General features: G+C 65.6%; 25 protein-coding genes, 2 tRNA genes and 1 pseudogene. 9 read left to right on the top strand and 19 right to left on the bottom strand.

Annotated elements, in window-relative coordinates:
* Positions 1–61: 61 nt before the first annotated feature.
* On the top strand, positions 62–1780 hold the full coding sequence (locus AC1DSD_RS16770) for a recombinase family protein (RefSeq protein ID WP_478031828.1): 1719 nt from the start codon (positions 62–64) through the stop codon (positions 1778–1780).
* Here the strand turns inward: AC1DSD_RS16770 and AC1DSD_RS16765 are convergent.
* From AC1DSD_RS16765 to AC1DSD_RS16750, 4 genes are all read right to left on the bottom strand, one after another.
* Positions 1737–1813: transfer RNA gene (locus AC1DSD_RS16765), tRNA-Met, on the bottom strand. The genes AC1DSD_RS16770 and AC1DSD_RS16765 overlap by 44 nt on opposite strands.
* Before the next feature lie 55 nt (positions 1814–1868).
* The gene (locus tag AC1DSD_RS16760; protein ID WP_478031687.1) at positions 1869–2381 is read right to left on the bottom strand and encodes a 2'-5' RNA ligase family protein; all 513 of its coding nucleotides are present in this window, start codon (positions 2379–2381) and stop codon (positions 1869–1871) included.
* 8 nt (positions 2382–2389) lie between these two features.
* Positions 2390–4327 (bottom strand): potassium transporter Kup, encoded by a 1938-nt coding sequence (locus tag AC1DSD_RS16755; RefSeq protein WP_478031686.1) that lies wholly within the window; start codon positions 4325–4327, stop codon positions 2390–2392.
* Positions 4328–4466: 139 nt separating this feature from the next.
* The gene (locus AC1DSD_RS16750) at positions 4467–4910 is read right to left on the bottom strand and encodes an Lrp/AsnC family transcriptional regulator (protein ID WP_478031685.1); all 444 of its coding nucleotides are present in this window, start codon (positions 4908–4910) and stop codon (positions 4467–4469) included.
* A gap of 126 nt (positions 4911–5036) precedes the next feature.
* Between AC1DSD_RS16750 and ald the strand changes: the two genes are divergently transcribed.
* Complete coding sequence (gene ald / locus AC1DSD_RS16745; RefSeq protein WP_478031684.1) at positions 5037–6143, top strand: alanine dehydrogenase; 1107 nt, start codon at positions 5037–5039, stop codon at positions 6141–6143.
* Between the two features lie 40 nt (positions 6144–6183).
* Here ald and AC1DSD_RS16740 read toward each other — a convergent pair whose 3' ends face one another.
* Both AC1DSD_RS16740 and AC1DSD_RS16735 read right to left on the bottom strand, forming a co-directional pair.
* Positions 6184–6828, bottom strand: a complete 645-nt coding sequence (locus AC1DSD_RS16740; RefSeq protein WP_478031683.1) for a tetratricopeptide repeat protein — start codon at positions 6826–6828, stop codon at positions 6184–6186.
* Positions 6828–7205 (bottom strand): cytochrome c-type biogenesis protein, encoded by a 378-nt coding sequence (locus AC1DSD_RS16735; RefSeq protein ID WP_478031682.1) that lies wholly within the window; start codon positions 7203–7205, stop codon positions 6828–6830. The genes AC1DSD_RS16740 and AC1DSD_RS16735 overlap by 1 nt, the downstream gene beginning before the upstream one ends.
* A gap of 69 nt (positions 7206–7274) precedes the next feature.
* On the opposite strand from AC1DSD_RS16735, the pseudogene AC1DSD_RS16730 reads away from it, so the two are divergent.
* A pseudogene (locus tag AC1DSD_RS16730) lies at positions 7275–7583 on the top strand (GIY-YIG nuclease family protein).
* Positions 7584–7630: 47 nt separating this feature from the next.
* Here the strand turns inward: AC1DSD_RS16730 and AC1DSD_RS16725 are convergent.
* From AC1DSD_RS16725 to AC1DSD_RS16700, 6 genes are all read right to left on the bottom strand, one after another.
* Positions 7631–8158: a redoxin family protein gene (locus AC1DSD_RS16725; RefSeq protein WP_478031680.1), complete on the bottom strand. Its 528-nt coding sequence runs from the start codon at positions 8156–8158 to the stop codon at positions 7631–7633.
* Complete coding sequence (locus tag AC1DSD_RS16720) at positions 8155–10086, bottom strand: heme lyase CcmF/NrfE family subunit (protein ID WP_478031679.1); 1932 nt, start codon at positions 10084–10086, stop codon at positions 8155–8157. Before AC1DSD_RS16720 ends, AC1DSD_RS16725 begins: the two co-directional genes overlap by 4 nt.
* Positions 10083–10517, bottom strand: coding sequence for a cytochrome c maturation protein CcmE (gene ccmE / locus AC1DSD_RS16715; RefSeq protein ID WP_478031678.1), 435 nt, complete (start codon positions 10515–10517; stop codon positions 10083–10085). Before ccmE ends, AC1DSD_RS16720 begins: the two co-directional genes overlap by 4 nt.
* A gap of 106 nt (positions 10518–10623) precedes the next feature.
* Complete coding sequence (ccmC, locus tag AC1DSD_RS16710; protein WP_478031677.1) at positions 10624–11346, bottom strand: heme ABC transporter permease CcmC; 723 nt, start codon at positions 11344–11346, stop codon at positions 10624–10626.
* Between the two features lie 272 nt (positions 11347–11618).
* A complete protein-coding gene (locus AC1DSD_RS16705; protein ID WP_478031676.1) occupies positions 11619–12671 on the bottom strand; it encodes a Leu/Phe/Val dehydrogenase in 1053 nt (350 codons plus the stop codon).
* Positions 12672–12774: 103 nt separating this feature from the next.
* Positions 12775–12851: transfer RNA gene (locus AC1DSD_RS16700), tRNA-His, on the bottom strand.
* Positions 12852–12932: 81 nt separating this feature from the next.
* On the opposite strand from AC1DSD_RS16700, the gene AC1DSD_RS16695 reads away from it, so the two are divergent.
* From AC1DSD_RS16695 to arsH, 6 genes are all read left to right on the top strand, one after another.
* Entirely contained in the window at positions 12933–13613 is a 681-nt protein-coding gene (locus tag AC1DSD_RS16695; protein WP_478031675.1) for a prolyl hydroxylase family protein, read from the top strand.
* A gap of 293 nt (positions 13614–13906) precedes the next feature.
* Positions 13907–16549 carry a TonB-dependent receptor gene (locus tag AC1DSD_RS16690; protein WP_478031674.1) on the top strand — a complete coding sequence of 881 codons (2643 nt, stop codon included), beginning with the start codon at positions 13907–13909 and terminating at the stop codon, positions 16547–16549.
* Between the two features lie 127 nt (positions 16550–16676).
* Positions 16677–17024: an ArsR/SmtB family transcription factor gene (locus tag AC1DSD_RS16685; RefSeq protein WP_478031672.1), complete on the top strand. Its 348-nt coding sequence runs from the start codon at positions 16677–16679 to the stop codon at positions 17022–17024.
* A gap of 35 nt (positions 17025–17059) precedes the next feature.
* Entirely contained in the window at positions 17060–17491 is a 432-nt protein-coding gene (gene arsC / locus AC1DSD_RS16680; protein ID WP_478031671.1) for an arsenate reductase (glutaredoxin), read from the top strand.
* Positions 17488–18156 carry an aquaporin gene (locus tag AC1DSD_RS16675; RefSeq protein WP_478031670.1) on the top strand — a complete coding sequence of 223 codons (669 nt, stop codon included), beginning with the start codon at positions 17488–17490 and terminating at the stop codon, positions 18154–18156. The genes arsC and AC1DSD_RS16675 overlap by 4 nt, the downstream gene beginning before the upstream one ends.
* A gap of 90 nt (positions 18157–18246) precedes the next feature.
* On the top strand, positions 18247–18969 hold the full coding sequence (arsH, locus tag AC1DSD_RS16670; protein WP_478031669.1) for an arsenical resistance protein ArsH: 723 nt from the start codon (positions 18247–18249) through the stop codon (positions 18967–18969).
* Between the two features lie 36 nt (positions 18970–19005).
* Here the strand turns inward: arsH and AC1DSD_RS16665 are convergent, their stop codons facing one another.
* Genes AC1DSD_RS16665 through AC1DSD_RS16635 form a run of 7 tightly spaced genes read right to left on the bottom strand, consistent with a single transcriptional unit; the run spans position 19006 to position 24393 of the window.
* Positions 19006–21366, bottom strand: coding sequence for a hypothetical protein (locus AC1DSD_RS16665; RefSeq protein WP_478031668.1), 2361 nt, complete (start codon positions 21364–21366; stop codon positions 19006–19008).
* Positions 21367–21407: 41 nt separating this feature from the next.
* The gene (locus AC1DSD_RS16660; RefSeq protein WP_478031667.1) at positions 21408–21725 is read right to left on the bottom strand and encodes a hypothetical protein; all 318 of its coding nucleotides are present in this window, start codon (positions 21723–21725) and stop codon (positions 21408–21410) included.
* Positions 21722–22915 carry a hypothetical protein gene (locus AC1DSD_RS16655; RefSeq protein ID WP_478031666.1) on the bottom strand — a complete coding sequence of 398 codons (1194 nt, stop codon included), beginning with the start codon at positions 22913–22915 and terminating at the stop codon, positions 21722–21724. Before AC1DSD_RS16655 ends, AC1DSD_RS16660 begins: the two co-directional genes overlap by 4 nt.
* A gap of 13 nt (positions 22916–22928) precedes the next feature.
* Positions 22929–23282, bottom strand: a complete 354-nt coding sequence (locus tag AC1DSD_RS16650; protein ID WP_478031665.1) for a hypothetical protein — start codon at positions 23280–23282, stop codon at positions 22929–22931.
* 19 nt (positions 23283–23301) lie between these two features.
* A complete protein-coding gene (locus AC1DSD_RS16645) occupies positions 23302–23871 on the bottom strand; it encodes a RebB family R body protein (protein WP_478031663.1) in 570 nt (189 codons plus the stop codon).
* A gap of 1 nt (position 23872) precedes the next feature.
* Positions 23873–24082 carry a RebB family R body protein gene (locus tag AC1DSD_RS16640; RefSeq protein WP_478031662.1) on the bottom strand — a complete coding sequence of 70 codons (210 nt, stop codon included), beginning with the start codon at positions 24080–24082 and terminating at the stop codon, positions 23873–23875.
* A 32-nt stretch (positions 24083–24114) separates the two neighbouring features.
* Entirely contained in the window at positions 24115–24393 is a 279-nt protein-coding gene (locus tag AC1DSD_RS16635; protein WP_478031661.1) for a RebB family R body protein, read from the bottom strand.
* Between the last annotated feature and the right edge of the window lie 22 nt (positions 24394–24415).

The raw sequence follows: 24415 nt of genomic DNA, 5'->3' as shown, positions 1-24415 counted from the left end.
TCGGGTGACCTGATCCTCGATCTCGCGCTAGCCATTGCCGAGGACATGGCCGCCGAGGATCATGCGGCCGAGTCGAAACGCCATGGAGCCGTTCCGCATGCCGCCCAAATCAGCCCCGCGCGTCGCGATCTACGCCCGCTTCTCCACCGACCTGCAGAACGCGCGATCGGCCGAGGATCAGCTTCGCGTCTGCCGTGATCATGCCGAGCGCCAGGGCTGGCAGGTCGTAGAGGTCTATTCCGACCTCGCCATTTCCGGCACCACCAACAACCGCCCCGGGCTCAATGCCCTGCTCGCCGCCGCCGACGCCCGCGCGTTCGACGTCGTGCTAGCCGAGGCGCTCGACCGCGTGTCGCGCAACCAGGCCGACACCGCGCATATCTTCCAGCGGCTGCAATTCGCCGACGTCCGGCTGTGCACGATCAGCGAAAGCGAAGTGACCGAGCTCCACGTCGGCATGCTCGGCACGATGAACGCGCTGTTCGTCAAGGAACTGGCCAGCAAGATCCGACGCGGCCAGCGCGGCGCGGTGTCGCGCGGACGCGTGCCGGGCGGGCTGTGCTACGGCTATCGGCCGGCGCCGGTGCTCCACGCGGACGGCAGTGTCGAGCGCGGCCACCGCGTGATCGTCGAGGCGGAGGCCGCAGTGATCAGGCGCGTGTTCGCCGAGTCGCTGGCTGGCGACAGCGCCAAGGCGATCGCCAAGCGCTTCAACCGCGAGGGCCTGCCGGGGCCCAGGGGCGGGCAATGGTCGGCATCGACGATCAACGGCTCGCGCGGCCGGGCAAACGGCATCCTGCACAACCCGGCCTATGCCGGCCGCATCCATTACAACCGCGTCCGCATGGTCAAGGACCCCGAGACGCGCCGCCGCATCAGCCGGGTCAACAAGCTCGAGGACCGCGTCGAGGAAATCGCCGAGCATCTCCGCATCGTCGCCGAGGCCGACTGGCTGGAAATCCAGCGCCGCCGCGAGGCGCGGTCGCATATCCCGTTCAACCGCCAGGTCCGCCCGCGCCACATGCTGTCGGGACTGGTCACCTGCGCGCGCTGCGGGGGCAGCTATTCGGTCGCCAGCAAGGATCGCTGGGCGTGCCGCAACCTGCGCGAGACGGGCACGTGCGACAACCGCCGCCGCATCGCCACCGCCGACCTCGAGCGGCGCGTGCTGGCCGGGTTGCAGGATCAGCTGCTCGCCCCCGATGTCCTTGCCGCGGTCGTCAAGCGCTATCACGACAAGCGTGCCGAACAACGCCGCGCCATGGCGGGCGGGCTGCGCGCCGCCGAACAGGCCGTCGCCGATCAGCAGTCCGCGATCGCGCGCCTGGTCACCGCGATGGCCGACGGCATGGACATGGACGTGTTCAAGCCCGAGCTGGCCAGGCGCCGCGAATTGCTGGCGATTGCCGAGGCGCAACTCGCCGAGCACCAGGCGCTGGCCCCGATCATCCTCCACCCGCAGATCGTCGCGCAATACAAGCGCCGCATCGACATGATCGGCAGCGCCATCGTCAAGGGAGATCGCGCCGCACGCTTCGTGCCGGTGATCCGCAGCCTGATCGAGCGCGTGACGATCGACGACGACCCGGCCGCCCCCAACGGCGCGCGGGTCGAGGTCCTCGGCAGCCTCGCCGCGGTGCTCCGCATCGCGGCCGGCGAACAAGCACCAGAACGCCACGCCATCGTCATGGAAAAGGGCCCCAAGGCCCGCCGGACGTCCTCCCGGACTGTCCAGGTGGTAGCGGAGGAGGGACTTGAACCCCCGACCCCAGGATTATGATTCCCGTGCTCTAACCAGCTGAGCTACTCCGCCCCGAAAGGCCCGCGTTGCCGCGAGCGGCGGCCTATAAGTAGCGCTCCCGACGCGGTCAAGCGACCATGTGGCGAGAGAGCTTTTCCCAGGGTCCGCCGCGATAATACCAGCTGGCGAAACCCGCGATCTCGAGCGACCGGGGTCGGAAGTCGGCCTTGAGCCGGTCGAGCAACGCCCTCGCCTCGCTCGGCTCGACCTTGTTCTGGATCGTGACATGCGGGCGCCACGGCGTGCGGTCCTGCGGCGTCAGCAGGTCGGCCCAAAGATCGGCAAGCCAGGCACGGCGGTCCTCCAGTTCGGCGGAGTCGATGCGATAGGCAACGCCGCGGCCGAGCGAGATCGGTCCGGCGATCCGCGCGGCCGGCGCCCCTTCCCGCGCCAGCTCGCCCAGCCGCTGCCGCACTTCGTCCGCCAGCGACGGCGGCAGATGGTGGAACATCGTCAGATGGGCGGGGAGCAGATTGCGCTCGGGCGGAAAATGCGCGCGGCGCTGCGCGTCGAGCCACGCCTGGTCCTCGCGTCCGATCACCGCCGTGACGATGATCGGCGCGGGCGCCGGCGCGGTCATTAAGCCGCTCAGATCTCGACCTGGCTCCCCACCTCGACCACGCGATTGGTCGGCAGGCGGAAGAATTCCATCGCGCTTTCGGCGTTGCGGAGCATCCAGGCGAACAGCTTTTCGCGCCAGATCGCCATGCCGGGCTTGCTCGACGGCAGCAATGTCTGCCGCGCGAGGAAGAAGCTGGTGTCCATCATCTTGAACTTGTCGCCGCAGCCGGTGACCAACGCCAATGCCGCTGGCACGTCGGGCTCCTCCATGAAGCCATAGCGCAGCACCAGGCGGTGGAAGCCGTGTCCGAGATGATCGAGCTTCACCCGCTCGGCCTGACGCACGAACGGCACGTCGGCGATCTTCACCGTCAGCAGGATGATGCGCTCGTGCAGCACCTTGTTGTGCTTGAGGTTGTGGAGCAGCGCGTGCGGCACGCCATCGGCCGTCGAAGTCATGAACACTGCAGTGCCGGGCACGCGCGTCGCCGAAGTGGCGGCCGACGAGATGAACACCTTGATCGGCATCGCCGCCTCGCGCAGCCGCGCCATCATCAGCTGCCGCCCCTTGGCCCAGGTCGTGAGGATGGTGAAGACGATCAGCCCGACCAGGAGTGGGAACCAGCCGCCGTCCGGGATCTTGGTGAGGTTGGCAGTCAGATAGGCGCCGTCGACCAGGAAGAAGAGCCCGAGCAGCGGGATCGCCGCCCATTTCGGCCAATTCCACAAGCGGAACAACACGACCGCCAACAGGCAGGTATCGATCGTCATCGCGCCGGTGACGGCGATGCCATACGCGCTGGTCAGGTTGGAGGAGGTGCGGAAGAACAGCACCAGGATGATGACCATCGTCATCAGCATCCAGTTGATCAGCGGGATATAGATCTGTCCGGCCGTCGCCGCGCTGGTATGCTCGATCCTGAGGCGGGGCACGAAACCGAGCTGGATCGCCTGCTGCGTCACCGAGAAGGCGCCCGAGATCACCGCCTGCGACGCGATCACGGCGGCGGCGGTGGCCAGGATGACCAGCGGTAGCTGCAGCCAGACCGGCGCGAGCAGATAGAACGGACTTTCCAGTGCCTGCGTCCCGTCGCGCGTCAGCAGCGCCGCCTGCCCCATATAATTGAGGATCAGCGCCGGGAGCACGAAACACAGCCACGACATGCCGATCGGCTTGCGTCCGAAATGCCCCATATCGGCATAGAGCGCCTCTGCACCGGTCACCGCCAGCACCACCGACCCCAGCGCGAGGAACGCGCGGACGGGATCGAGCAGGAAGAATTCGACCGCATAAGTCGGTGAGAATGCCCACAACACTTCGGGCGTCTCGGCGATGCTGAGCGCGCCGAGCAGCGCGATCGTCAGGAAATAGAACAGCATGATCGGGCCAAAGAACAGCCCCACCCGCGCCGTGCCGCTCTGCTGGATCGCGAACAGGAAAATCAGGATCGCGATCGCGATCGGCAGCACGAAATGCGCCATGCCGGGCTGCGCCACCGCAAGGCCCTCGACCGCCGACAGCACCGACACCGCCGGGGTGATCATCGAGTCGCCATAGAAGAGCGAGGTCGCGAATACGCCGAGCAGGACGATCCCCGCGGTCCATCTCTTGGTCTGCGCCTTGCTGGAAATGAGCGCGAGCAGCGCCAGGCTGCCCCCCTCGCCCTTATTGTCGGCGCGCATGATGATCGCGACGTACTTGATCGTCACCACCACCATCATCGACCAGAACATCAGGCTGGTGACGCCCATGATGTGGGCATGATCGAGGCTGAGCTTGTGATGCCCGGCGAAGGTCTCGCGGAAGGCATAAAGCGGGCTGGTGCCGATATCGCCGAACACGATGCCGATCGCGCCGACGGCGAGCTTGATCAGCCCGTCATTGCCATGCGCATGCGCGTGCCCGGCGTGCGCGTCATCGGCGTGCCCGTCGGTTACTGCGATGGAAGGAGTGGCTGCGCTCACGGCAGTCGCCGCGCGTTCGCACGAAAGGTCATGATGACCGTATGAAGCCCCTGTTTACGGTGGCGGCGCCCTAGCATTGCACAGGAACGCCCGCAACGACGCATTGGATGCGCTGGCTCGTTATGGGTCAGCCGGCCGCTCACGGGCGACGGATAACCTCGCGAATGACGAAATGCGACGCCAGCCGCGTCACGCCCGGCAGGCGCGACAGCGTCTCGCGGTGGATCCGCTCGAAACTGTCGTCGCGCGTCACCTCGACATGGAGCATGTAGTCGGCCTCGCCGCTCATCAGGAAACAATCGCGTACTTCCGGACATTCTTTAATCTCTGCCTCGAATGCCGCCATCGTCTCCTGCCGCTGGTCGCGGAGCGTGACGTTGACCATGACCACCGCGGGGTGCCCCCGCGCCTCATGCGACAGCACCGCGCGAAACCCAGCGATCAGCCCGCGGTCGCACAAGCTGCCGACGCGGCGATGCGCCGCGCTTCCCGACAGGCCTACCGCCTCGCCGAGTTCCGCACTTGTCAGGTCCGAATTGACGACGAGTTGTTTGAGGATCTTGCGATCGAGATGGTCGAGCATTTTTCTCTCACAGGTATATAATCACGCAAACATATCCTGCCAGGGGCCGCATCTGTCAAAAAAATTGCGAACCTCTCTCGGCTTTTCGGCGCTATTTGCATGACAACCCCTTTCAGGAGAGTTCGCATGCGAGTCGGTGTCCCCAAGGAAATCAAGAATCACGAATATCGCGTCGGCCTGACCCCGTCGTCGGTCGCCGAGCTCCACGCCGCCGGCCACGAGGTGATCGTCGAGACCAAGGCCGGCATGGGCATCGATTTCGAGGACCAGGCCTATATCGACGCCGGCGCGCGGATCGTGCCCGACGCCAAGACCGTGTTCGCCGAATCGGACATGATCGTGAAGGTCAAGGAGCCGCAGCCGCAGGAAGTGGCAATGCTCGAGCCTCGCCACGTCCTCTTCACCTATCTCCACCTCGCCGCCGACAAGCCGCAGGCCGAGGGCCTGATGAAGTCGGGCGCCACCTGCATCGCTTACGAGACCGTCACCGCGGCGCGCGGCGGCCTGCCGCTCCTGAAGCCGATGTCTGAGGTCGCCGGCCGCATGTCGATCCAGGTCGGCGCGCATTATCTCGAAAAGGAACAGGGCGGCCGCGGTGTGCTGCTCGGTGGTGTTCCGGGCGTGGCGCCGGCCAAGGTCGCGATCCTCGGTGGCGGCGTGTCGGGCATCAATGCCGCGCAAATGGCGGTCGGCATGCGCGCCGACGTTACCATCTACGACATCAACAATGACCGCCTGGCCGAGCTCGACATGTTCTTCTCGAGCCAGATCAAGACGCAGTACGCGTCGAAGGCGGCGATCGCACAGGCCGTCCGCAACGCGCATCTGGTGATCGGCGCGGTGCTGGTCCCCGGGGCGGCGGCGCCCAAGCTCGTCACGCGCGACATGGTCAAGACGATGAAGCGCGGCTCGGTGCTGGTCGACATCGCGATCGACCAGGGTGGCTGCTTCGAGACCAGCCATGCCACGACGCATGAGGATCCGGTGTTCGAGGTCGACGGCGTGATCCATTATTGCGTCGCCAACATGCCCGGCGCGGTCGCGCGGACCAGCGCGTTCGCGCTCAACAACGCCACCCTGCCCTTCGCGCTCAAGCTCGCCAAGCTCGGCGCGGAAGGGGCGATGAAGGCGGACCCACACCTCGCCAACGGCCTCAACGTCTATAAGGGCAAGATCACGCACGAAGCGGTGGCCGAAGCGCTCGACCTTCCGTTCGAGGCCTGGCACGCCTGATCGGGCGAACAAGCCCGCTTTGACGATCCGCCCCGCGCGCTCAGCGTTGGGCGGATTGCTCGCGGGCGATTTCGGCGAGCAGCATGTCAAGCAAGGCCAGCCGCCGCACGATCTCGTCGCGATAGCTGGCATTCTTGGGGGTCAGATCCAGCGCGTGCTTCCATAGCGGTCGCGCCTTGGCGAATTCACCGGCGCGAATATAGGCCAGGCCGAGGAACAAGGGCGGCCCCGGATTCTGCGGTGACAGCATCATCGCGCGGCGATAGGCGAGCAGCGCCGCGGGCGACACCACGCCGCGATCGTGCAGCGCGATGACGTTGCCGAGTTCGCTCCACATCGCCGCATTCCGCGGGGCATAATCGACCCCGCCGGTCAGCGCGCGCGCGGCGAAGTCGGGATCGCCATTGGCCAGCGCGACGTCCGAAATCCCGAAATACATCGACTCGCCACCGAAGCGGCCGAAGAAGGTATCGCGCAGCCTCTTATAGGCTTCGCTCGGCGGCAACTTGACCGCATCGGCCGCCACGGGTTGCGCCGCGAGGTCGGGCTGCCCCTGCCAGGCATAACCGGCCGCGCCCAGCATCAGCGCGGCACCGGCCAGCGGCCACAGCATCCGCGGCAGGCGCAACACGGCAAGCAATGCCGCCGTGGTCAGCCCGATCAGCGCGAGCATGATCCAGCCCATCAGCGCTTCCTCCTGAAGCTCGACCGCGCGATCGCGATTCCGATCGCGAGCAGCACGAACGGCGCCGCCCAGAGCGGCCAGGTCGCGCCGCCCAGTGGCGGGTCATAGCTGATATAATCGCCATAACGCTGGATCAGCCAGGCACGCACCTGCTCCGGACTCTCGCCGCTCTTGATCCGTTGCCGGATCAGCGAGCGCATATTGGCGGCGATGTCGGCATTGCTGTCGGCGATCGATTGCCCTTGGCATTCGACGCAGCGGATCGTCCCCATCAGCGCCTTGGCCTGCGCCTCCTGCGCGGGGTCGCTGAGCTGGGTGTCGGCGAGCGGCGCCAATTGGGCGAGCGCCGGTGTGGCGATCAGAAGAGCCAATATCATCTCGGATCGCTCTCCTCCATCGTCATGCCGGGCTTGTCCCGGCATCCACCGTGCCGCAGATTCACGGCCATGCGAGAGCGCGATCCCTGCGTTTACATCATGGCCAGCGGTTTCAACGGCACGCTGTATATCGGCGTGACGTCGAACCTTATCGGCAGGGTCATGCAGCATCGCGACGGGATCTTCGAGGGTTTCACCAAGCGATACGGTGTCAAACGCCTCGTCTGGTTCGACACGGCCGACACGATGGAGGTCGTGATCGCCGCCGAGAAGCGGATCAAGAAGTAGCCGCGCGACTTCAAGAAGAACCTTATCGAGCGCGACAATCCCAGATGGGAGGATCTCGCCGTCGGACTCGGCCTCCCGCCCCTGGGATAGTGGCGCGGTGGATGCCGGCACAAGGCCGGCATGACGGTTGGAGAGACTCATCGCATCCCCCGCCACGTCTTGAGAATGTCGTCGACCTGATCCGGCTGCAAATTGCTGACATATTGCCGCACGATCCGCCCGCGCCCGTCGACCAGGAAGGTCTCCGGCACGCCCGACGATCCCAGGGCGATCTGCACCTGGCTGGCCTTGTCGTTGCCGATCCGCTGATAGGGATCGCCGTTGCGATCGAGAAATTTCTGCACCGCCTCGGGCGTGTCGTTGATCGCCACACCGTCGATCGCCACACCGGCCGCTTTCAGCTTCATCAGCTCCGGTGCCTCGGCGATGCACGGCACGCACCAGCTGGCGAAGACATTGATCAGGCGCGGCTTGCCGCCGCCGAAGCTGGTGCGCGCGACCCCCGGCTTGGCCGGTAGCATTGCGGGCAGCGCGAAATCGGGCAGCGGCTTGTCGACCATCGCCGAGCGAACGGTACGGTCCGCCGGCTTGAACAGGCCGAGCGCGACCAGCCCGAACAACGCCGCGAACAGCACGAGCGGCAGCCAGAGCAGCACGCGCCTCACGCCACCTCCTCCTCATAGTCTTCGTAAACTGCGCGCTTGCGGCGCCGGATCCGACCGAAGAACGACAAGACGCCGCCCAGGCCGATCAGGCCCCCACCCAGCCAGATCAGGGTAACGAACGGCTTCCACCACAAGCGGACCTGCCATCCGCCTTTACCGTCGGGCTGACCGAGCACCGTGTAGAGCTGGCCATCAAGCCGCGTCGCGATCGCGCTTTCGCTGGTCGATGTCGGCGGGCTGGCAAAGAAGCGCGACTCCGGCGACAGCATGAACGGTGCGCCCTCGCCGCGGCGAATGCTGAGATCGGCGGCGATCGCCGACCAATTCGGTCCGACCACCGGACGGATACCGGTCATCGTCACCAGATACGGCCCGACTGACCGCGTCTCGCCCTGGCGCAACACCGCCAGGGTCTCCTTGGTGAAGGCGCTGTCGCTCGCCATTCCGGCCAGACTGACCGCGACGCCCAGATGCGCGACCACCATGCCCCAGGTGAAGAGCGGGGTGCGACGTAAGTTGCGCCCCCATAACGGCGCGACGCTCGCTACCGCGAGCCCCGCGGCCAGCACCAGCGCCGCCAGCGGCAGGAGTCCCGCACCCCAGGCGAATGGCACCAGCACGATCAGCGCAGCGCACGACGCCGCGACCGGCCAGGTCACGCGTTTGAGCAGTGCCTGCGGCTCGTCGCGCCGCCAGCGCAACAGCGGCCCGATCGCGATGAACACGGCCAGCGCCAGCGCGACCGGCCCCGCGGTCTTGTCGAAAAACGGCTTGCCGACCGACAATTGCACGCCCCAGCCCGCCGCGGCGAGCGGATAGAGCGTGCCGATCAGCACGATCCCCAGGATCACCGACAGGAGCAGGTTGTTGACCACCAGCGCGCCCTCGCGGCTGACCAAAGCAAAGGTGTTACCCTGCCGGACGGTGCCGATCCGCGCGGCGAACAGCACCAGCGCACCGCCGATATAGATCGCCAGCAACGCCAGCAGGAACGCGCCGCGCTTCGGGTCGACGGCAAAGGCGTGGACGCTGGTCAGGATACCCGAGCGGACCAGGAACGTCCCGATCATGCTCATCGAAAAGGCGACTACCGCCAACATGATCGTCCAGGCGCGCAAGCCATCGCGCGTCGCCAGGACCGACACCGAATGGAGCAAGGCGGTTGCTGCCAGCCACGGCATCAGGCTGGCATTCTCGACCGGATCCCAGAACCACCAGCCGCCCCAGCCGAGCTCATAATAGGCCCAATAGCTCCCCGCGGTGATGCCGATCGTCAGGAAGATCCAGGCACCGAGCACCCAGGGACGCATCGCGCGGGCAAAGGCCGGACCGACATCGCGCGTGACCAGCGCGCCGACCGCGAACGAAAAGGCGACCGAGATGCCGACATAGCCGACGTACAAGGTCGGCGGATGGAACGCCAAGCCGGGATCCTGAAGCAACGGGTTGAGGCCGTTGCCGTCGGGGGGCGACGGAAACAGCCGCGCGAACGGGTTCGAGGCGAACAGCAGGAAGGCGTAGAACCCCATCGCGATCAGTGCCTGCGCGCCGATCGTCGCGTTGAGCGTCCGTTGGTCGAGCCGCCGCTCGAAGATCGCCACCGCCGCACCGGCCAGCCCCAGGATCGTCACCCAGAGCAGCATCGACCCTTCGTGATTCCCCCAGGCGCCGGCGATCTTGTAGATCATCGGCTTGAGCGAATGGCTGTTCTCGGCGACCAGCAGCACCGACATGTCGGACTGGACGAACACCAGGATCAGGCACAACATCGCGAGCCCGGTCAGCAGTCCTTGCGCGATCGCCACCGGGCGTACGGCGCGCGCCATTTCCGCGCGGCCGCCGAGCACGGCGCTCGACGCCAGCACGAGCTGCAACACCGCCATGACGGCGGCGAGCCACAACGCGGCCAGTCCCCCCTCGGCGATCATTGCTTGAGCGACCTCGTCTCGTGCAGCTTGCCGGCCATTTCGGGCGGCTGATATTTCTCGTCATGCTTGGCGAGCAAGTTGGTCGCGACGAAGCTGCCGTCGGGCTGGAATTGCCCCTCGGCGACGACGCCCGATTTCTCGCGAAACAGATCGGGCACGATTCCCTTGAAGCTCACCGGCGTAGTGGCGGCGCCATCGGTGACGACGAAGTCGAGCGTCACGCCGTCGGCGGCGCGCTTGATCGACCCGGCCTCGACCAGACCGCCGAGCCGCACGGCCTTGCCCAGCGGCAACCCCTGCTTCTTGACGTCGGACGGCGCGTAGAAGAACGACGCCTGGTCCTTCAGACCCGACAAAGCGAGCCCGCTTGCCCCCGCAATCGCCAGGACCGCCAGCCCCGCGAGCCACAATCGTTGATGTTTTGGCTTCACGTGCGCTCGCGCTCCGCGGCACGCATCGCGACATAGCTCCACCCGAGCAGCGCGATTGTCGCGCCGAGCGTGAGGCCATACGCCGCCGCGACGAACAGCCACTGGTTCATGCCGCCATCCTCCGCATCCGCGCCTCGCGCCGCTCGCGCGCCAGCATCGCGCGCATCCGCATCAGCACGATGCCCGCGAACAGGAACGTGAAGCCCGACAGCGTGAACCAGAGCGGCCACAGCATCGAGGAATCGATCGTCGAGCTGGTCAGCCCGATGCTCTCGCCCTGATGCAGCGTGTTCCACCACACCACCGAATAGCGGATGATCGGCAACAGCACGGTGCCGGCGATGCCATAGATTGCCGGCAGCCGCCCGTCGCCGCCGCGATCGGCATCGGCACGGGCCAGCGCCATGTAGGCGAGATAAACGAAGAACAGCAGCAACATGCTGGTCAGCCGCCCATCCCATTCCCACCACGTGCCCCAGGTCGGCCGTCCCCAGATCGATCCGGTGGCGAGGCACAGGAACGCGAACACCGCGCCCGGCAAGGCGATTGCGCGCGCGGCGATGCGCGCCAGCGGATGCCGCCAGACGAGATAGGACAGGCTGGCGATCGCGATCCCGCTCCACCCGCCCATGCCGAGCCACGCGGTCGGCACGTGGATATAGAGGATCCGTACGCTGTCGCCCTGCAGATAATCGGCCGGCGTCTGGGTCAGCCCGGCCCAGCAGCCGAACACGGTCAGCAGCACGCCCGACAGCAAGAAGGCCGGCGTCAGCGGACGCGCCAGACGCAGGAAACGCGCGGGATTCGCAAGGGCATGAAGGCTGGCCACGATGGCCGAGGCGAATAGGACAAGATGTGCGCGGTGTCACTTAAGAGTTGAGACGGATTGACTAACCGCACGCCACCTTGCGCGACTTCGCCTTACCCCGCCCGATCAACCGCCAAAGAGAGCCGTCGCCCCAGCGAAAGCTGGGGCCTCGTGCCGCAAGCACGCGCGATCACGAAAAGACCCCAGCTTTCGCTGGGGTGACGGAGAAAAAATGAAGGCCGCCATTCTGTTCGAGGCGAAGAAGCCGTCCGCCAAATAGCCGGGTGGCGCGCTTACCCCCGCCCGATCAGCCGCCGCGCGATCGCGTCGGCCACGTCCGAGGCCGGCTGGCCGGTGCGGTCGCTTTCGTCCCACACTTCGATCAGGCGCTCCGGAATCCGCGCGATGCGCGCCTCGACCTCGGCGCGGTCGCCCTGGCCGAGATATTCGAGGCCGACATTGATGATGCCGCCGGCATTGATCACGTAATCGGGCGCATAGAGCACGCCGCGCCCGTGGAGCCGCGAGCCGTCCTCGCGCGTCGCGAGCTGGTTGTTGGCCCCGCCCGCGATCACCTTGGTGTTGAGCGCCGCGATCGTCTCGGCGGTCAGGATCGCGCCCAGCGCGTTGGGGCTGACGATATCCGCCTCCAGCGCCAATATCTCTTCGGTTGGCACCGTCGCGGCGCCAAGCTCGGCGGCCAACGCCTTCGCCTTGTCGCCATTGACGTCCGCCAGGGTCAGCTTCGCGTCGTCCGCCGCCAGCAACCGCGCCAGTCCGCCGCCGACACTGCCGACTCCCTGGATCGCGACATGCACGCCGGCCATCGAATCGACGCCCAGCCCACGCTTCGCCGCCGCCCGGACTCCTTGATAGACGCCGCTCGCGGTGAACGGACCCGGATCGCCGCCGGCGCCACCCGCCGCGACCGGCAGGCCCGACACGTGCTTGGTGCGCGTCGCGATGATTTTCATGCTCGCTTCGGACATGCCGACATCCTCGGCCGTCACATAGCGGCCGCCGAGCGACTCGACCGCGGCGCCGAATGCCTCGAGCTGGGCTGGGCTGATCGCCTCGCCCGGCGTCGATGCCAGGACGACGCCTTTGCCGCCACCCAGCGGTAGGCCCGCCATGGCATTCTTATAGCTCATCCCGCGCGACAGCCTGAGCGAGTCGGTGATCGCGCGATTGGCATCGGCATAATGCCAGAAGCGCACCCCGCCCGCCGCCGGGCCGAGATGGGTCGAATGCACCGCAATGATCGCGGTCAGCCCCGCTGCAGGGTCGCGAAACAGGTGGACGCCCTCATGGTCGTCGAAATCGGGAAGGTCCCAAACGGAAGTCATGCTGGCTCCGGCGTGGCAAAGAAAATTACGAGGCCGCGTAATATTCTTCTAGAGCGGCGATGGCCAGCCCGAATGCGCCGTGGGCGCGAAATGGCTGGAATAATGGGGCGACCGACGGGACTTGAACCCGCAACATCCGGCATCACAAGCCGACGCTCTAACCAATTGAACTACGATCGCCGTAGAACGCGCGCCCCTAGCGGCACCGACCGGTGCAGGTCAAGGCTGACGACGCCGGATGATTTGGTTAGGCTCGGCATCATGTCGTCCGCCGATGTTTCTTCTCCGGTCAATCTCGGTTCCGGTCACCCGTCCGAGCCCGTCATCGCCCATATCATGGCCCAGCCGGGCGTGCAGCGCACCCCCAGCCCCAAGCTCACCCTGTTCCAGCGGCGCGGCTTCGTCACGCCCGATCTGTGTCAGGCGTTGATCGCGTTGATCGATACGCAGCGGCGACCTTCGACGGTTTCCGATTACAATGGCGACTCCGCTTTTCGGACGAGCGAAACCTGCGACCTCGACGCGGCGATTCCGATCGTCGCCGAGCTCGAACGGCTGATTATCGATTTCATCGGCCTCGACCCCACGCATGGCGAACCGATCCAGGGTCAGCGTTATGCGGTGGGCCAGGAGTTCAAGGCGCACACCGATTATTTCGAGCCAGGCGGTGTCGATTTCCACACCTTCACCTCGGTCGCCGGCAACCGCACCTGGACCGCGATGATCTATCTGAACGAACCCGATGCCGGCGGCGCGACGCGGTTCAAGACCATCGACAAGATCGTCCAGCCCGAGACCGGCAAATTGCTCTGCTGGAATAATCTGCGCCCTGACGGCAGCCCCAATCCGAGCACCATCCATCAGGGCATGAAGGTCCGCGCGGGCACCAAATATGTCATAACCAAGTGGTTCCGCGAACGCCCCTGGGGCTGGGCGTCGTGACATTTTCGAGCATCGCGCGGAAAGCGGGCGCCGGATTTTCCCCGAAAAACGACGCAACCAAAGATAATTAGAGCAGCGTGCGTGCTCCCAATCACGTGTTCCCAGTCCGGGACCGTCACAAGACTTTCATCAAACAGCCACGACTGAGTCACGCAAGTGCAACTGCGCCGACGCAATCCACCCATAGGGGCCAACGCGACGATGTGGCGGGCGGGAATCACCGACTCGCTGAACGATCGTCGTGAACGGACGGACGGCACACAGCCGCCGCATCATCCTGTGGAGCTATTTAAATGGGGATCTCGACCTTGCGGAGCACGCTGCTGGCCAGCGCGCTGATCGCGGTTACCGCTACGCCGGCTTTTGCCGCCGAAGACCCGAAGGCGCCGGCGGCGACTCCCGCCGCCGCGCCGCAGGACGCCGCCGCAGCGCCTTCCGACCAGACCGCCAACAACGACGGCCTGGCCGACATCGTCGTCACCGCGACGAAGCGCACGACCAACCTTCAGAAGACGCCGATCTCGATCAGCGTGCTCGACAGCCAGGCGCTGACCGAACGCCACGTCCTCAGCCTGTTCAACCTGGCCGACGGCTCGGTGCCGTCGCTGCGCGTCGCCACGTTCGAAGCGCGCCAGTCGGCGCTGACCATCGGCATCCGCGGCATCGTCCCTTACGACCAGAACCAGACTGCGCGTGACGGTGGCGTCAGCGTCTATATCGACGGCGTCGCGCTCGGGAAGACGCAGGGCCTCAACGCCGCTCTGTTCGACATCGAGCGGATCGAAGTGCTCAAGGGCCCGCAGGGTACGCTGTTCGGCCGCAATACCGAGGGCGGCGCGCTGTCGCTGGTGACCAAGGCGCCGACCGGCGAACTCGGCGGCCGTATCGAAGGCGGCGTGGGCAATTATGGCAGCCGCACCGGCGAAATCCATCTCGACCTGCCGGCCTTCTACAACATCGCGATCAAGCTCGATGGCGTCTACCAGCACCAGGATCCGACCGTGAAGGATCCGCTCGCCGGCTCCACCGGCTGGAATTTCTACGATCGCAAGGGCGGCCGCGCCGCGGCGCGCTGGACCCCGTTCGAGGGTTTCACTGCCGACATCGCGTACGATTACGCCAAGGACGAGAATACGCCGAACTTCAGCCAGCTGCTGAACTACAATCCGAACCACTACACCGTCGGCACCTATACCAATCCGCAGACCGGTGTGCTCGGGACGTCGCTTTTCATTCCGGGTACGGGCGCGGCCGCGCCGATCGCTTGCGGCGGCACCATCACCGCAGCCCAGGCCGCGGCGGGGAAGCCCGCCTGTATCGCCCCCAAGGCGCCGCTCGTCGGCGTGCATCCGGAGCGCCAGACCGTTGCCGATGTCGGCGTGCCGCAGCAGCCGAGCGTCGACATCACTCACGGCGTTTCGGCGAACCTGAAGTATAACGTCGCGCCGTGGCTGGAATTGCGCTCGATCACCGCCTGGCGCGGTGTGAAGACCGATCAGTGGGACAATTCGGGCGGCCCGGAGCGCAGCTCCTTCTCACCGTTCGTCTTGAACACGGCCAATCCCACGGCGCTCAACACGACCGGGACGTTCAGCCGCTACAGCCTGTCGTTCCTGCAGCAGCACCAGTTCAGCCAGGAATTCCAGGCGGTCGGCAGCTCCAACGGCTTCGATTATGTCGTCGGCGCCTATTATTTCACCGAACACGCGACCGAATATGCGGCTACCCCGCTGACTAATCAGTGGAACGCCGACGGCACAGCCTATACGATCCGCAGTCCGATCGTCACCGGAACGGTGACGGGGGCCAATTCGGGTTATCAGCCCTATGCCGCGTCGTGCAACAATACGCTTGCCGCCACCGTGCCGCAGTTCGCCAACAGCTGCCAGTTCATCACGCGTGCCAGCGAAGCCTATGATCACAATTATTCGGTGTTCGGCAATCTGACCTACACGCCGCAAGGCGCTGACTTCCTGCACTTTACCGCTGGTGGCCGCTGGACCAAGGACAAGCGCCGTGGCCGCTTGTACGTGGTCAACAATGCGCCCCAGGCGTTCACCTTCTCGAACGACATCAGCCGCTTCGATCCGATGTTCAACCTGGCGTTCGATGCGACCAAGGACGTTCATCTCTACGCCAAATATTCGACCGGCTTCCGCGCCGGCGGCGCCAACGATCGGTCGCAGAGTTTCAACGCCTTCGGCCCGGAATCGGTCAAGTCGTATGAAGTCGGTGCGAAGATGGAGTTCCTCGACCACCGGGTTCGCTTGAACCTGGCCGGCTACATCATGGACCGCAAAAATACGCAGTTCGACTTCGATCTGTTCGATACCAACGGCAGCAGCCCGACCAACGGCTCGCATATCGAGCAGACCCAGAATGCGGGTACGAGCAAGATCCGCGGCATCGAAGCAGATCTGACGGTACGGCCGGTCGCCGGGCTGACCCTCGCCGCCTCCTATGCCTATACCTATTGGAAGGCGCCGAGCGCGGTGAACTCGATCACCGGCGGTCTGCCGCAGCAGCTCTACATCGTCTACACGCCGAAGAACGCGGCGTCGGGCTCGATCGATTATTCGGTACCGATCGGCAAGGGCGACACGGCGATCAGCCTCCATCTCGACGCCAATTATGCGAGCAGCCAGTACAGCTTCCAGCTCGAGCCGACGAAGACCGATCCGAGCTTCGTCGTCAACGGCCGACTGGCGCTGACCGACATCGCGATCAACGCGAGCAACAAGGTCACGCTGTCCGTGTGGGCGCGCAACCTGCTCGACCACACCTATGTCTATCGCCGCTCGGCAGCGAACTCGACGCCGGTCCTCAACTATAACGGGACCACGCTGGTTTCGACCAACTATGGCGGCATCCTTGGGGACTACGGCAATCTTAACGCGCCGCGCACCTGGGGCTTCGAGCTCAGCGCGAAGTTCTGATCGCAAGGTCAGGATAAAAGGGGAAAGGCGGCTTCCGGAAGGAGGCCGCCTTTTTTGTGCTTTTCACCCGACCGGCACATTCTGCCTTCCTATTTCGCGTTATTTCCTATATCGCGGAAATATGGAAATGAAGACCGCCGTGATGGCCCTCTCCGCCCTCGCGCATCAGGGCCGTTTGTCCGTGTTCCGTATGCTGGTGCAGGCGGGACATGAGGGCATTCCAGCCGGTGAGATCGCCCGCCGGCTGGACGTGCCGCCCAACACTCTTTCAGCCAATCTGACCATCCTCAGCCATGCCGGCCTGATCGACAGCGTCCGCGACGGACGGTCGGTCATCTATTCGGCGCGATACGAGGCCATGACGGCGCTGCTGGAATATCTGATGGAAGATTGCTGCGGCGGATCGCCGGAAATCTGCGCGTCGCTCGCCGACACGCTCCTGCGCGGCCGCTGCGGCACCGCGGGCACGACATAAGCACTGAACCTATCGACATTTTGCGAGGTGAGATCGTGACCGACATCATCATCTACCACAATCCCGACTGCGGCACGTCGCGCAACACGCTGGCGATGATCCGCAACGCCGGCATCGAGCCGCACGTCATCGAATATCTCAAGACGCCCCCCTCGCGCGCACTGCTGTCGCAACTGATCGAGCGCGCCGGACTGACGCCTCGCCAAGTGTTGCGCGAGAAGGGCACACCTTATGCCGAACTCGGTCTTGGCGACGAGAGCCTGTCGGACGACGCCTTGATCGACGCGATGATGGACCATCCGATCCTGATCAACCGCCCGCTCGTGGTGTCGCCGCTTGGCGTGCGCCTGTGCCGTCCTTCCGAGGTCGTTCTCGACATCCTGCCGGCACCGCAGCGCGGCCCCTTCGCCAAGGAAGACGGCGAACTGGTCGTCAACGCCGCCGGCCACCGCATTCACTCGTCGTGACGCGGCGGGCTATTCTCGCCGAAGCACTCGGCAGCTTTCTTCTGTTCGCGACAGTCATCGGCTCCGGCATCATGGGCGAACGGCTCGCGGGCGGGAACGTCGCGATCGCGCTGCTCGGCAACACGATCGCGACCGGCGCCATCCTCTTCGTGCTCATCACAATGCTCGGGCCGGTCTCGGGAGCGCACTTCAATCCGGCCGTAACCTTGGTCATCCGATTGCGCGGCGAGATCAGTAGCCGTGTGGCAATGGCCTTTGTCGCGGCTCAGCTTGGCGGCGGTATCCTGGGTGTGTGGGTCGCGCACCTGATGTTCGACCTGCCCATCCTCGAACTGTCGACGAAGGCCCGTGCCGGACCGGGCCAACTGACGGGCGAAGCAATCGCCACGTTCGGGCTCATCCTGACGATCCTGGGGACCGTGCGGATGCGGCCGACTGCCGTTTCCACAAGCGTGGCGCTTTATATTAGCGCTGCTTACTGGTTCACTTCCTCGACCAGCTTCGCCAATCCGGCGATCACCGTCGCCCGGTCGCTGAGCGACAGTTTCGCCGGAATTGCCCCGGCCTATGTTCCGGGGTTCATCGCAGCGCAACTGGCCGGCGCGATCGCGGCCCTCTTCGTGGGCAGCGTGCTCTTCGCGGGGCCGTCGCACGAGACTTCGTGAACGGCGTCACGTTTTCGCGCCTTGCTCAACGACACCAAGATTTCTTGCGTCTGGCCCTTCCAGCGCCGCCTCTTTCGTCAAGGAGCTCAAATGAGCCACGTCCGCATTCTGCCTGATCCCCATCACCTCCCCGCGCTCGATCCGACCTTCGCGATGCCACGACCTGGGCTCGGGCTTGGCGACGATCAGCCGCCACCGCGTATTCTCTTGCTCTATGGCTCGCTGCGAGAACGCTCATTTTCGCGCCTCGCGGTGGAAGAGGCGGCGCGGCTTCTCCAGTTTTTCGGCGCGGAAATCCGGATTTTCGACCCTTCCGATCTCCCCCTGCCCGATCAGATACCCGGCGACGATCATCCCGCGGTCAACGAGCTCCGCGACTTGTCGATATGGTCGGAAGGCCATGTCTGGTGCAGCCCCGAACGCCACGGCCAGATCACTGGCCTGATGAAAGCGCAGATCGATCATCTGCCGCTCGAGTCGAAGGGCATGCGCCCTACCCAGGGGCGTACCCTCGCGGTGATGCAGGTGTCCGGCGGATCGCAATCGTTCAACGCGGTCAACACGATGCGGCTATTGGGGCGATGGATGCGGATGTACACCATCCCCAACCAATCCTCGGTCGCGATGGCGTATAAGGAGTTCGACGAGGCCGGCCGGATGAGACCGTCCAGTTATTACGATCGCATCGTCGACGTGATGGAGGAACTGGTCCGCTTCACCATTCTACTGCGTCCGCACGCGGGGCAATTGGTCGATCGTTACTCGGAACGGAAGGCCGCCGGCATCGCCGTCGATCCGGTCGCCGACATTTGATTGGCGACACCGAAAACGGCCCCGCAAGCCCGTGCGCTAGGCGCGCGCGGTCATCAGCATCTCGGTCAGCGCTGCGGCGGTATGCCGAAGCTCTCTGCGCCGGGCATATTCGACGATATGCGCCGCGCGGCTCTGATACTCGACGATCAGGTCCCGTAGGCCGAGCACTGGCAGGCCCCAGATGAAGCTCAGCAACGGCCGCTCGCGCACGCGCTTGGCAACGATCTCGATCGCCAGTGGATGATAGGGGCCGAATGGTTCGATCGTCTGCGGATCGGCCCAGAAGATCCTGAGAGTCCCCGGCACGGTTTCGTCGAGGTAGAATAACGGCGCCGGCTGCGCGGCGATATAATTGCGTACCAGTGGCGCAACCAGTTCGACCGCGGTCGCCGCGTTGATGTGCGCGCCCTCGAAATAGAGCCCGATCGATACCGTCGCCACTTGCTCAAGCTGGGCATTGACGGCGTTCTGATATTCGGCGTGAAGCCTCGCCCCCAGGCTGCCGCCAATCGCGAGCTGCACGTCATATTCGCTTTGCTGGTTGAACACCGAGGCGTCGTAGACCGTGCGGATCAACGCTTCGATCGCGTCGCGATGCGCCGCGATCAATGCCGCCCGACCGGCGAAATTGGCCTGCAGCCGATCCGACATCCACTGACCGAACCCGATCGCATCGGCCATCGGCGCGGCATTGACCGGCAGGGTGAAGCGGAAATTGGGCGGATAGTCGGCCAGCACCTCTTCGTTTGGCATCCACTCGGCAAAGAAGGCCGCAAATTCCTGCGCGAGGCCGGGGTCGCTGCGCATCTCATAGGCGACCGCGAATTCGTCGAGCAGCACGATCAAGGCATAGCGCAACGCCTCCTGTGCGGGTGGTAATTGCTGCGCCACGAACGCGGTCAGCACCGGCGCCACCACGTTCCAGATGGTGAGCGGGATCGATTGCATCGCATGGACAATGACCACGGCGGCCTCATCGCGATCGAGCAGCTCGGCCAGACGTTCGATCCGCTTGCGCGCCTTGCTTGTCGCGCGCGATTCCCTGGCGAAGAATTCGCGGATCATCGTGACATATTCGTCGACATAATAAGCATAACCGGGGATCGGCATGCCCAGTGTCGGACGGATGATATTGTTGTGCAGTTGCGCCCATTGCTCGCGCAGCTCGATCGTGTCGCGGCGCGGCATGCCGACATCGATCAGCTCGGCTTTGCACGCACGGGTGAACGCATTCTCGTAGCTCGGCGGCACGTCGGGCGCCTCGTCGACATTGTCCCACGGGGGCTCGGGCGCGTCGTCGGCGAACGGATCGGGCGGCGCGGGCGGCGGCACCGGCAGCGCCTGGAGCGCGGCGGCGTTGGCCGACAGGATCGAATAGAATTCGTCCTTCATCCGCACCAGAGTTTGCAGCACCTGGTTCGAGACGTCACAGTAGAGCGCGTACCAGTCGCCGGGTGCCAGATTGGGGTCGATCAGGATCTGCGTGTCCCAATCGTTGCGCGCATTCTGCGGCTGGCCGAACAAATAGGCGAGCGCGCGGCCGCCCTTGAGGAAGAAGCGCGTATGCTGGTTGGGATCGACCTCGCTGATGGCGAATTCGAGATCGATCATCGCGCGCTCGAGCCACGCGGAGAGCCAGGCCTGGGCATTGAGGATGCCGGTCAGCGCGCTGCTCGCCAGGACCACTTCATCCTCGGTTACCGGCGTGTTGGAGCGGACGCGATAGGCGACGAGTAACCGCGACAGATAGAAGGGCTCGATCACGTAGAACATCTGCACGCTGGCATCGCCCGCCACGGCACGTTCGAGCAGGGTCAGCGCGTTGCCGATATTGGTCAGCACCGCGGGCGCGGTGCCGGCAGCCTGGATCAGCGCCGATGCCTGGTTGATCGACGGGGCATTGACCTGTTCCGGATTGGCCGGCGGCAGGAACGGCTCGCATACCCGCCACGCAGCCGCGCGGGCATCGGCGACGCGGGTCGCGAGCAACGGCGCCGGAATCCCGGCATTGTACATGTCCTTCGCCGCGTTCAATTCGGCCCGGGCATGGCGCAAGGCGTCGCTCGGCAGCGGAAAGCGCTGGCCGCGATACGGCCGGTCGCGCTCGACCCCGAGCAGGCGGGGCGAACCGGCCTGGAAGAAATAGAAACCGGCGAGCGCGGCGGATTCGAAGGCGCGTTTCTCGATGGGATCGTTGCCGAGCCGCTCGGCGTCGCGGACGATCGACTGATATTGCGTCTCGAGCGCCTGCATCGGATGGATCGCACCCGCTTCCCAGCCGAACGCCGCATCATGCTGCGGGACCAGGACGATCGGCACCTGCGACTGCGCGGTGGCCATGGTGGCGACGTGCGCGAGCGCCTGGAGCGCGGCATCGCCGGCAGGTGGAAAGGCCATGCCGCTACTCCTTCATTCGATTCGCGGAGCCTGCCGGGACGTCATTCCGCCTCCCGCTCCGCTTCGCTGGCGCGATTCTCCGCGCGCCCGGCGCGCGCCATCGCGCGCTCGACCTCGATCTGGGCCTGTTCGACGGACTTGCGTTCGAGCCGTTCGGTCTCGCGCATCGCCGTCGAGGCAGCGCGCATGTCGGCCCCGGCCAATGCCGCATCGGCCTGCCGCATCGCGCCGTCGGCATGCCGCATCGCGGCGTGGACCTGGGTCATCGCGATCGCCAGCGCCTGCGCGCGATCGGTCACCGGCCCGTCCCGATCGGGATCGTCCGGCATATCCTTTTGCCAGCGCTTCTTGTCGCTCATTTCTTGACGCTCCCTTTGCGCCGGCGGATGACCTTGGGCCGCGTCACCGTGCGCGACGCGACGCGCGATGCCGGCCTTGGCGTTGCCGGCGAGGCTGGCTTGGCCGGCCGGGAAGGACTGGCCGGGCGCCCCTCGGTGTCCTGCACGCGCAAGGGGCGTTGCCAGGCGAACTGGGCGAGCGTGATCACGCCGGTCGGGCCGAGCCGGATGACGGCTTCCTGGGTCGGAGCGACGATCGGGAACAGACAGGTCGCGCCGTCCTGCCCCATCGCGCCGCGCCCGATCCCCTGCAGTCGCACCAGCTGCTGGGCGCGGTCGAGATAATCGCGCACGATCAATTGGGCGGCGAGGCCTTCCTCGTTCGCGAAGCCGGTATTGGCCACGATCTGCTGCACGCCCTGCGACACGCGCAGGAAGCCGAGCTGGCGGCCGTTCATCAACCAGTCGATGATCGCCCCTTCGACCTCGAGCGGCGACACCAGTCCGGCAACCTCAGGGCAATCGAGCGCTTGGAACATCAGCGGCGCGATCGAGTAGACCGCCCGCAGCGCGCGCTCGCGGCGGTCCGCCGGGGTATCGCCGGGTTCCCCGACGACGGCGATATGATCGATGAAAGTGCGGAAATAATCGACGAATTCGGGCGGCGAATAGGCCTGCGACACCGCGAAGCTGGCGGCTTCGAGGCGCAGATCGGGCGTCCCCGGGTCGGTGATGTACGGGCTGCGGGCGAGACCGAGCAGTGCCAGAGTGTCGTCCAGGTCCATCGCCTGGAACATGGGTGCCGGCGCGACCTCGAGATTGTCGAGCAGGGTCGCGACCGCCGCCAAGTCGTTCTGCGTGGCCAGGCTGTGCCGCGCGAGCATCTTGACCAGGTCGGGATTGGCCGGCTTGACCTCGCCGATCGCGGCGCGGGCGAGCAATTGCAGCTCGGCCGGGTTCATCGTCATCAGCTTGACCGGCGCGACCATCAGCCCGATCGCATCGATCAGAATGTAGCGCGTCGCGTGGAGGCCGGGCTGCACCGCGGCGACCAGCGCGCTCTCGTCGCGGAAATGATAATGCGCATCGGGCGTGCCGATCGCATAATCGAGCCATTGCAGGCCGCCGTCGATCAGCCCCAGCACACGACGGCCGGTCTCGGACAGACCGAAGGCGCCGTTGAGTGGTTTGTTGGCGATCTTGACGGTCATGGCATCACCGCTTTCAGATGTGCTGGCCGGCGGGGAAGGTCTTCAGGATTTCCCCCGCGGCGGCGCCGATCGCGCTGAAGTCCGCGATCGCGTTCGTCATGATCGACTGCGCGCTGTCGAGGGTCGGCTTGTATTGCTCGACATTGCCTGTCGCGAGGATCTGCGCGAGCGCGACGCCCGCCGCGGTGGTCGCCATCGTCGACACGTTGCGCAACGCATCGGCCGCGTCCTGCACGGCGAGCGCGGTCGATTGTGCGACCGACTGATACGCCTTGCCCGCGCCGCTGGTCAGTACCACGCCCTGGGTAAGCGTGGCGGTCTGCGTCTGCTGGAGGATGTCGACGATGAGCGGATTGACCTGAGCCATGATGTCTTCCTGCTATTGTCTATTTGGCGGCGCGTGCGCGCGTCCGCACGGGTGCCGGTGTCTTGGCGGGGCGGCTGCGCTTCGCCTGCGCGGGCGTCGGTGACGGTGCGGGGGATGGGGCCGGCGCGGGCGGGTTGAGCGCGGCGAGCGCCGCATTGATCTGCTTCGCCAGTGACTTCAGCACGGCCGTGGCGGAGTTGACGTCGGAGCTCTGGGCCTCGGCCGCGAGCACATCGATCGCCGCGCCGGCATCGACGCCCGCGACCGCGATCGCCTCGGCATCGGTCAGCCCGCCCGGGGGTACCGGCAATGGCTGCAGACCCGATGGGGGAACCACATACGGCACCAGCGGCGGCAGGATCGGGAAAGGCGTCTGCAGCATTTTGGCGCATGCCGAGGTGACCGCGGCCGACCCGACCATGCTCGACGATTGCTGTCGGCTGATGGCGTTGTACATCGACATGCCCATCGTCTCGGCCATCACGACATCGAGCATCGCCGCCGACTGGGCCGGGGCATGACCGCTGTTCAGTGTGACGACGTCCGCGACGGACTCGACGATCTGATCGTTCACCAAATACTCAGGCATCTTATGTCGCCCCTAGTTCGAAAATGACCGCCACGACCTTCACGGTCGCGGCCTCGCCGATCAGTTGCCCGCGCTGCTGCGCGGTCACCGCATTCCCCATCGCCACGCCGATGCTATTGGCCATCGCGATGTACGTCATGGCCATCGCGGCGGACGGGGCTTCGCCGATCGTCAACACCGTCCCGGGTACGAGGCCGTTAAGCATGGCCATCGGCGCCGCGCCCGGGGATCAGTCGATCGTGTTCAAAGCAGGCCGCGGCGGAAAATTCCCGTGGTCGCGGTCCCTGTCGAGCCGATGTCGACCGAATAGAGCGTCTGCAGCCCCTGGGTGGTCGACGCCTGCGAGGTGACGAAGCTCTGTTGTTGCTGGTTGGACGCATTGTGCGCGGCATTCGACAACGCCTGGCTGGTCGCGACGAACAGATTGCCCGTCGCCATCGACGGCGAATCGCCGATCAGCAGCGTGTTCGCCTGGGTGATCGAATCGGTGATCGCGCTGTTCACGTGGCTGGGAAAGGCCATTGGGAAGTCCTTTTCGGTGATG

The sequence above is a fragment of the Sphingomonas sp. P4_D12 genome (assembly GCF_056401895.1).
Note: the sequence above shows the minus strand (reverse complement) of the source record. Positions and strands in the feature narration are given on the sequence as shown.

What these genes read in the sequence shown, in the direction of transcription:
- AC1DSD_RS16720 (WP_478031679.1), bottom strand. Translation starts at nt 10,086, where the DNA reads ATGATCGCCGAGGGGGGACTGGCCGCGTTGTGGCTCGCCGCCGTCATG.
- AC1DSD_RS16690 (WP_478031674.1), top strand. Translation starts at nt 13,907, where the DNA reads ATGGGGATCTCGACCTTGCGGAGCACGCTGCTGGCCAGCGCGCTGATC.
- AC1DSD_RS16655 (WP_478031666.1), bottom strand. Translation starts at nt 22,915, where the DNA reads ATGACCGTCAAGATCGCCAACAAACCACTCAACGGCGCCTTCGGTCTG.
- arsH (WP_478031669.1), top strand. Translation starts at nt 18,247, where the DNA reads ATGAGCCACGTCCGCATTCTGCCTGATCCCCATCACCTCCCCGCGCTC.
- AC1DSD_RS16735 (WP_478031682.1), bottom strand. Translation starts at nt 7,205, where the DNA reads ATGATATTGGCTCTTCTGATCGCCACACCGGCGCTCGCCCAATTGGCG.
- AC1DSD_RS16640 (WP_478031662.1), bottom strand. Translation starts at nt 24,082, where the DNA reads ATGGCCATGCTTAACGGCCTCGTACCCGGGACGGTGTTGACGATCGGC.
- AC1DSD_RS16770 (WP_478031828.1), top strand. Translation starts at nt 62, where the DNA reads ATGCGGCCGAGTCGAAACGCCATGGAGCCGTTCCGCATGCCGCCCAAA.
- AC1DSD_RS16750 (WP_478031685.1), bottom strand. Translation starts at nt 4,910, where the DNA reads ATGCTCGACCATCTCGATCGCAAGATCCTCAAACAACTCGTCGTCAAT.
- AC1DSD_RS16665 (WP_478031668.1), bottom strand. Translation starts at nt 21,366, where the DNA reads ATGGCCTTTCCACCTGCCGGCGATGCCGCGCTCCAGGCGCTCGCGCAC.
- AC1DSD_RS16695 (WP_478031675.1), top strand. Translation starts at nt 12,933, where the DNA reads ATGTCGTCCGCCGATGTTTCTTCTCCGGTCAATCTCGGTTCCGGTCAC.
- AC1DSD_RS16740 (WP_478031683.1), bottom strand. Translation starts at nt 6,828, where the DNA reads ATGGGCTGGATCATGCTCGCGCTGATCGGGCTGACCACGGCGGCATTG.
- ald (WP_478031684.1), top strand. Translation starts at nt 5,037, where the DNA reads ATGCGAGTCGGTGTCCCCAAGGAAATCAAGAATCACGAATATCGCGTC.
- AC1DSD_RS16705 (WP_478031676.1), bottom strand. Translation starts at nt 12,671, where the DNA reads ATGACTTCCGTTTGGGACCTTCCCGATTTCGACGACCATGAGGGCGTC.
- AC1DSD_RS16760 (WP_478031687.1), bottom strand. Translation starts at nt 2,381, where the DNA reads ATGACCGCGCCGGCGCCCGCGCCGATCATCGTCACGGCGGTGATCGGA.
- AC1DSD_RS16650 (WP_478031665.1), bottom strand. Translation starts at nt 23,282, where the DNA reads ATGGCTCAGGTCAATCCGCTCATCGTCGACATCCTCCAGCAGACGCAG.
- AC1DSD_RS16645 (WP_478031663.1), bottom strand. Translation starts at nt 23,871, where the DNA reads ATGCCTGAGTATTTGGTGAACGATCAGATCGTCGAGTCCGTCGCGGAC.
- AC1DSD_RS16685 (WP_478031672.1), top strand. Translation starts at nt 16,677, where the DNA reads ATGAAGACCGCCGTGATGGCCCTCTCCGCCCTCGCGCATCAGGGCCGT.
- AC1DSD_RS16660 (WP_478031667.1), bottom strand. Translation starts at nt 21,725, where the DNA reads ATGAGCGACAAGAAGCGCTGGCAAAAGGATATGCCGGACGATCCCGAT.
- AC1DSD_RS16635 (WP_478031661.1), bottom strand. Translation starts at nt 24,393, where the DNA reads ATGGCCTTTCCCAGCCACGTGAACAGCGCGATCACCGATTCGATCACC.